Source organism: Chryseolinea sp. T2, from assembly GCF_037203685.1.
Classification (GTDB): domain Bacteria; phylum Bacteroidota; class Bacteroidia; order Cytophagales; family Cyclobacteriaceae; genus Chryseolinea.
Window position 1 is genome coordinate 1 of sequence record NZ_JBBCAU010000022.1, and the last position, 7,296, is coordinate 7,296.

Here is a 7,296-nt window from a genome sequence, read left to right on the forward strand (position 1 = left end):
CTTATCAGATGACCAACACGGTACTCTACTACAAAACCAAATGGAAAATTCTGTGCAGATTTTAGGGGGCTAAGACACTTTCAACAGCGTGAAATTCCGCTCCTAACTGTGTTCTCTCTCAATTTGTCTTAGCGACCGGCATGAGAAGACAGAACCGGTGCTAACTTCGCACCTTCGTTGATTATCATACGGACGTATTGCAACCATCGAGTGTTAAGTGGTGTCCCTTTTCGAGTTTAGAGGTACTAGCAACTATTGTCCTTCCTTAAGAAACTTTATGCCAACATAACCTGCTGCGCTAATTCCAAGCAGCAACAGTTGCGTTGTATCAAATTCCGGAAATTCTAATTTGGTGTACGTGCTGCTTATAAAAATGCACAGAAATATAGCGATGAACACTACATTCTGAAATCGGTGAATGCTTGGGCCGGAACCATCGTCAATAAGGTCGATGAGGAAATTGGATTTTAAAGAAGGCTCGGAAGTCTTCGGTGATTTCTGAAGGCTGGCGGCAGCTGTAGTTCCGAAAGAGATTCCTAGTAAGGCCAGTACGGTCGTGTTAATCACCGGAATGCCTTCGCTAATTACCCAAACCAAGAAGTACAAGATCGCTATTGTTATCGTCCACACTGCAAGTTGTGTCTTGGCAAGACTCCAGCGATAGTCAGGGATATTGGAGTTTGTTGCACCTACGGCAGCAAGTTGTGCTGTTAATGCGGCGACAGCAGTAGGATTAACCTTTTCCTTTAATAAATTGCTTTTGTATGCGATCACGAGCATCGCTATAATCAATATAACAGCAGTAACTATGACTGTAATACGACCTCCGTTTGTAAAGAATATAATTGTAATTGGACTGGATGTTGTAGTTAGTCGTTCTCCGTTTCGTTTCGCCACATCAATGTATATTTCTTGCTGGCGCGTGCGATCCCTTCCTAAAAACTTGGCTAGGTTTAATCCTTCGCCATGGTGATGATCAATAGTGAATAGAACAATAGCTGAGTCATTTTTGATAGACAGTTGCTTTGCAGCGTACTCTGGAAATGGCATATTGTTGATCACTAAAAGGAGTTCTTTCTGATCGATTCTCGCCGGAGTCGCCGGGTTTGCGCTGCTCGCGGGTACTTTAAACCGGGCAAAAAATGGCGAGCCGTACCTTACCGAGCTTGCTGCATGACCAAATTTGTCGAGGAAGGTAATTGGGCTTGATGTTTGTTCATTTGACTCACTAATGTTAACTACTCGTTTGATTTCGGCAGGCGAGGCGTTACTTGAGTCAGCCAGCTGATATGGGGCTGATCGTGCGTGCCAAGATACCGCAACTAAAAGCGATAAAAAAGCGTACTTCATATATCTGTTTGTTAAATGATATGACCTCAATTTGATTCACCGGCCTTCATTGAGCTGCTCATACGTTAGTCCAATCGGAGCTAAAACTGAATAAATACAACCACAATAAAACGCAAAACGGCACTGACCTTCATTTCTGACGCAATCCCGTCCTCTCGAGACTTGACGTGAAGTAAGGCCCGATAGTGACGAAGTCTCACCTGACAAACTATTTATCCACAGCCGAGCTTTCAGTTTTGTGAATTTTTAGTAGGAGGTGTTCCTAGGATTCTACGATGACATGCAACTAGCATTCTGAACGAAGCTCATTCGAAGATAAACATAACTCATAAATGTCAAAGCTATACCCAGGTTAATTTTTAAAGATTGATTGTATAGAAATGTTATATCAAGGCTTTGAATATTCACGTGACTCGTGTAACTTAATCTTGGAAAACAGATGTTCGTAGCACGAGTATTTCGATTGAAGGCGTGCGCCTGTGATTAAGTTGGGTTACATTATGTTTATCCATTGATGTTGTTCAATACTAAACGTTGTCTTTGCTGATCTTTACACTTTAATTCTGCACTCATTTTGCGTTTGGTTAATAGCTTAGTAGAACCTCTCGTTAAGGAATGATTAAAATGCTGTCTTGTCGTGGTAGCTTGGCCGCTGGCGGCAGTTCTCAGTTTGTCGCGACGTTTTTACTAGAATTATATTCATAATATTATTTAAATGAAGCAGGCAACTGACGAAGGTTTTCTCGGAGATATTAGAATGTCTATTCTCCACCCGGCGACATTTGAGAAGGAGCATCCTGGGTGGGTTCTTATGGCAGGGCAGAAGGTTGAATTGAACTGGGAGCTAGGAACATTAGGGGTGACCCAATTGCCTGATGCAAGGGGTAATTTTCTTAGGGGGATGAACATGGGACGAGATGGGGATACCGGAGATCCTGATGGTGATGTTAGGTCAGTGGGTAGCTTCCAACAAGATGATTTTAAAAGGCACAATCATCGAATTCCAATATATCTACAACATGGAAATTGGAGTTCTGATGGTAACAATTGGGCAACTCAGACAAACTATGCTCCTGAGACTTGTGCAATTTTCAATGAAGGCGGTAATGAAACTCGACCAAAGAATATATGCGTCTATGTTTATATAAAAGTCTATTAAGTCGGTTGGCTTACATTAGAGGCCAGTGCTAATCCATTATCTGCTATGTTACCGAAGATCGATATTACAAACTTCTCTGGAGAGTTGGCTGCACTCACTAGGGAGGAGGTTAAAAAGAAAGGAATGACAAAGCCTCCAGCTAGTAAAGAACTCCAAAGGGTTTTGACTGACTCAACATCACGAGAAAAATATTTACTTGAGTACGAACAGCTTCTTAAAAGCACGTTAACTAACCTACTTCCGACTGAATCGATATGGCAGGTCAATAAAAAGGAATTGAGACCTTATATAAATGATGCGCTAAGGCGATTGAGGGTTAGTACAGGCGGCAAAAATGTTGACGAGATGTTGGCGCCAGTATTAACTTCTGGTATCCTACGCTATACTGAAGACTCGATTTTTGGGTATTTGAAAGCAAAAGGTGCAGATTTTGATAAGGTCATCAATTATGGATTGTCAATCATCTCTCAACAAGGTATTAATGTTAAAGAGATTGGGGAAGAGGAATTGAGTCGTCGCTTCGGGACATTGTCCCAATATGTACCGAAGGATCTATTGACAAAATCGCTGCTGACTAGTATAGCTGACGGAGCGAAACAATTGCTTAAGACAAATCCACAAGCCATTATAATCGACAATTCTGCGGACATCACGAAGAGATTTGCAAAAGCTTTTGGTAGCCATTTGATTGGTGCGAAAGATGCTGCTCAGAGGTCTTTTAATGAGTTAGGAAAGCACATAGAGAAGTTAGCAGATAACGAGGTTGAGGTCAATCAAATACTGAATCATCTTTCTGCAGAGATTGAAAATAGAACGGACAAAATTAAGAAACTGGAGGCCGATATTCGGCGAATTGTTGATGACGCAGTCCCTGATTTACGAAAGCTCGGTGAGAAGCAAAAGGACCATGCTAAACTTGTCGCACAGAATTTGATACAGGTTACTGTCATTAACTCTTATGTGAAAAAAGGGGTTGAAATTCTTGATTCCATCGATTCATTTAAGGAAAAGGCCAGTAGGATTTTCTCCGAGGAGTATATGCGCGGATTCGGAACGCAACTTGAATCCTTAAAAAAGCCTACTTTCAGCGGTGTCGTAACCTTTGCCAGCGATACGGTTAATTCGCTTGATGCTATTGCAGCTACTATGGAAAAACTAGGTGTTTTCAAGGGTGCGGCAAGGAGCGTCGGAAAGTTTGTTGGATATGCCAAACTCGCTATTGGGATCGCGACGTCTCTAGTTCCGCCAAACCCGATCGGTCTAATTGGTGCATTAGGAAGTCTGGGCGGATTGTTTGGCGGTGGGCCGTCGATAGAGCAGCAGATGTTCGAAGCGATGCAAGAAGGTTTCACAAAACTCAACGAACGGCTTGACGACATCGAGCGCAAAGTCGACCAGCTTACAGACTTGGTTCAGAAGATGTATAAAAATATCATGCAATCACTACAAATTATTTCAAATCAGCTGGGCGATATTAAAGAGCAGCTGGAATTGAGTAATGATATGCTTAACTATTTAGTCTATAAGCAGTATAATTTAATTGATGCGTTCGTTAAAAGTAAGGAAGACGTGACGGATGCGGTTGGTCTAGAATTTTATGTTAGCTGGTATAAGATTAACGGTATGCCGGTTTTAGTATTTGGAGAATTAATAGCACTAACAGAAAGTATAGCAAACTTAAGCTTTGTCATCAGGCAAGATGTAATTTTGACGGGCGCCGGCGCGAAATTTAGTGATGTTGCCAAATTGGAACTCCAAGCCTATCGGAACATTTTACAGCTATTTATTGAACTATTTCCCAACGTAGAGAACGAACACAAGATTAAAAACATGCTGCTTTTACCGCCTCAAAGTAACGAGTATGATACATTCAAGAAAGGTTATAATTTAGTGAATGACACTACCGGCTACAATTTTGAAGCTTATACGGAGAACTACTATAATACCTATTTTTTGACAAAGCTGGTTGAGTACTATATAACCTTGCAAATTTTTTACATTCTCAGTAGGGATGGTCAAATGACTCCGTATAATACGATTGATGAAATAATTGACTCGCAGAAGTACATTAAAGGAAAACTTAGCAAATGTAAAAGTAGGCTTAGAAATTTACTCGACGCTGTTAATGCGAGCATAGTTCAGCAGTCCATACTGTCCGGAGCTACAATAATACCTTTTCTTAGTACGGTCCTATACGGCAGCGATAACAAGCGAATGGAATTGGTATGGAACGCCATCAAACTAAATGAAACGTTGCAGAAGAACATGGCCACTTTCTTTATAAATGCTAGGGTCGAGCCTTTTGTGGATAGACAAGATCTGTCCGGTTTTTCCGACTTGTTTTACTCAGTGAACAGCGAAAGGACAAAACTCAAGGAACTAAATGAAATGCTTATAAAATACGCGGAAGGTCGTCTGACATTCGGTTTTGACGATGAAAATCCTGACCACCCACAGTTATGCTTATTTTTTCTGAAACCGCGGTCCGATGAAAAATTGCGGCTCTTGATCCCTGACTTAACAATTGTTTTAGAAGAACAAATGATATATAGTAGTTCTCTTTTCGCGCTGCTTGCCGTTAAGGAGCAAATCATTACCTCCTTAGTAGACTTAGGTTTTTTTGGAAATGTTTCTGAGAAACAATCGGAATTATACAAGGAGGTTTTTTTCATGCAATAGGTAAAACGAAATATCTTTATGGAAGGCTCAATGATTGGAAGTGTTCAGTATTCCGTATTACCACCAAACTTGTTCGTTAAAGAAAATGGGACGGGTTGGGTGTTGATGAATGGTGCAGAGATTGCAGGATCCGCGCTGCATCAGTTAGCTGGAATCGATAAATTGCCCGACGCTAGAGGAGTATTCTTAAGAAGTATGAATCTTGGTAGAGACCCCGCCTCTGGTGATTGTGAACCAGACCGCAGTGTCGGAGATTATCAGGGTGACATGGTGGGTGAGCATAGTCATAAGTCATCTCATTCCAATTATCATGGCACCGATAAGGTGGAAGGAGGTGGAGCTTACCCCAGGGTCATGCTTGAGGAAAGGCATTTTGAGAGCACACTGGGTGTGGAGCAACCTCACGCTGAGACGAGACCAAGAAATATTTCCCTGTACTTATATATAAAAATTGACTAAAAACAAGTGTATGTCTCTAGCAATACAAATTCTCAATGAAGGAATTAGCAAAAAGGAAAAATTCAAGTATGCTTTAAATGATGTGCGCGCTGCTGACGGATCATTGAACTTTGATGACGATAAAATGGACTGCTCCGAGTTTTTTTTGAGCTGCGTCAAGAGCGTGAGTAGTGAATTGTATACAAAACTCACGGAGAAGTTAGCAAATGGGAAAGTCGGAGGAAATACCAAGACTATTCAAAAAGGCATTATTGTCATAGAGGGCATTGACAACATAAGTAACCTTCCAAATTCGGAGCCGAAAGTGGGTGACTGGTTAATTTGGAGTGGCCATATTGAAATGATCGAGAAAGTAACACCTGAAAAGAGAGTTATTACGCTCGGGGCGAACGGGAAGGAGGGCGGACTCGTTCCCAAAAATATAGATAGTAAGAGCCTTGAAAGTGCTAAGAACATTGCTGCTAATTTCATAGGAATATGGACCCCAAGATTGAATTCGACTTCTCTCACGTAAAGGCCAAGTTCGAATTGTGCTTAGCAGTTTGAAGAACAACTAATTATTTGTATAGACGACATGGATATTAATGGACACGGTGCAATCGGGGATGTTAAGTACTCGATTCTAGAACCAAAGAAATTTTTCGGCATCCATAATAAGGGTTCGGTCGAATGGATTTTGTTGGATGGGAGAGCCATTACGGGTTCGCAACTTGCGAATGAGGGAGTCGTTGCAATTCCCGATGCCCGTGGTATGTTCATTAGATCCCTTGATATGGGCAGGTTCCAGACTAAGGGAGATGGAACTGGTGATCCTGACTGGCAGATCAGAAATGTTGTAGAACCACAGTCTGATGAATTTCGCTCACATAATCATTCGCTAAATTTTGAACCGACAACCGGACTTCCCACTGGCGGAGGAGAGACAAACTTTGCAAATGAACCGTTTGGACGGACTTTGAAATTACAGACAGTGCCGGTGGGTGGTCAAGAGACGAGGCCGAAGAACATTGCATTATATCTATATTTACGAATTAATTAACGACGGCAGTGGTCCTTTATGCCAAGTTCAGAAGGGGCGACTTGTGTTGGGGCCTTCACTCACTACTTAGAAAACAATCAGGCGGAAATTGACGCCAAGCAATTAGCGATTAATACCGCCGTAATAGCAAACCTTCAATCCGGAAATAATCTTGCTCAATGTTTAATGCGCTATTGTAGGCGACGGATCGACCGGACTTTAAAGAAAATCGATTTGAGCAACGAGCAATCCTTGCCGACTTGCAGTCCAAAGTACGGATCTTAATATTTATTCTGCAGTCTCAGAGATAACGGTCAATAACAAGGCGATTCTGCTCACGTCCGATGCACCCAAAGCAATTTTTAAGCGACTCCAGGCATTTTATGTTCGCACCGGACCGCCTTGTTTCCACCTTGTCCAAGTACCACATCATGGTTCGAAGGGCAACTTTCAAAATGAGTTTTGGAACAAATTGCAGCGGATAAATAACTGTCCTGCGGTTTTTTCGGTCGGTGACGAACCCAGAGACAAGCTCCCTAATGTTGAAGTCGTACGGTACCTGGCCGGGATTTTAGTACAGGTTAAAATTAGAGTTTTTAAATTTAACCAACTGAAATCCGTATGAAGAAGA

Annotated in this window: 6 protein-coding genes; 5 read left to right on the plus strand and 1 reads right to left on the minus strand. The window is 41.8% G+C overall.

Features of this window, described 5'->3' with window-relative positions; all coding sequences use genetic code 11:
• Positions 1 to 252: 252 nt before the first annotated feature.
• A complete protein-coding gene (locus tag WBG78_RS30520; RefSeq protein ID WP_337330339.1) occupies positions 253 to 1,350 on the minus strand; it encodes a hypothetical protein in 1,098 nt (365 codons plus the stop codon).
• A 715-nt stretch (positions 1,351 to 2,065) separates the two neighbouring features.
• Between WBG78_RS30520 and WBG78_RS30525 the strand changes: the two genes are divergently transcribed.
• Genes WBG78_RS30525 through WBG78_RS30545 form a run of 5 tightly spaced genes read left to right on the plus strand, consistent with a single transcriptional unit; the run spans position 2,066 to position 6,686 of the window.
• Positions 2,066 to 2,509: a hypothetical protein gene (locus WBG78_RS30525; RefSeq protein WP_337330340.1), complete on the plus strand. Its 444-nt coding sequence runs from the start codon at positions 2,066 to 2,068 to the stop codon at positions 2,507 to 2,509.
• Positions 2,510 to 2,554: 45 nt separating this feature from the next.
• The gene (locus WBG78_RS30530; protein ID WP_337330341.1) at positions 2,555 to 5,188 is read left to right on the plus strand and encodes a hypothetical protein; all 2,634 of its coding nucleotides are present in this window, start codon (positions 2,555 to 2,557) and stop codon (positions 5,186 to 5,188) included.
• Positions 5,189 to 5,206: 18 nt separating this feature from the next.
• Positions 5,207 to 5,647 carry a hypothetical protein gene (locus tag WBG78_RS30535; RefSeq protein WP_337330342.1) on the plus strand — a complete coding sequence of 147 codons (441 nt, stop codon included), beginning with the start codon at positions 5,207 to 5,209 and terminating at the stop codon, positions 5,645 to 5,647.
• Positions 5,648 to 5,657: 10 nt separating this feature from the next.
• A complete protein-coding gene (locus WBG78_RS30540) occupies positions 5,658 to 6,161 on the plus strand; it encodes a hypothetical protein (protein ID WP_337330343.1) in 504 nt (167 codons plus the stop codon).
• Positions 6,162 to 6,221: 60 nt separating this feature from the next.
• On the plus strand, positions 6,222 to 6,686 hold the full coding sequence (locus WBG78_RS30545) for a hypothetical protein (RefSeq protein WP_337330344.1): 465 nt from the start codon (positions 6,222 to 6,224) through the stop codon (positions 6,684 to 6,686).
• Positions 6,687 to 7,296 lie beyond the last annotated feature (610 nt).

What these genes read in the sequence shown, in the direction of transcription:
- WBG78_RS30520 (WP_337330339.1), bottom strand. Translation starts at nt 1,350, where the DNA reads ATGAAGTACGCTTTTTTATCGCTTTTAGTTGCGGTATCTTGGCACGCA.
- WBG78_RS30525 (WP_337330340.1), top strand. Translation starts at nt 2,066, where the DNA reads ATGAAGCAGGCAACTGACGAAGGTTTTCTCGGAGATATTAGAATGTCT.
- WBG78_RS30530 (WP_337330341.1), top strand. Translation starts at nt 2,555, where the DNA reads ATGTTACCGAAGATCGATATTACAAACTTCTCTGGAGAGTTGGCTGCA.
- WBG78_RS30535 (WP_337330342.1), top strand. Translation starts at nt 5,207, where the DNA reads ATGGAAGGCTCAATGATTGGAAGTGTTCAGTATTCCGTATTACCACCA.
- WBG78_RS30540 (WP_337330343.1), top strand. Translation starts at nt 5,658, where the DNA reads ATGTCTCTAGCAATACAAATTCTCAATGAAGGAATTAGCAAAAAGGAA.
- WBG78_RS30545 (WP_337330344.1), top strand. Translation starts at nt 6,222, where the DNA reads ATGGATATTAATGGACACGGTGCAATCGGGGATGTTAAGTACTCGATT.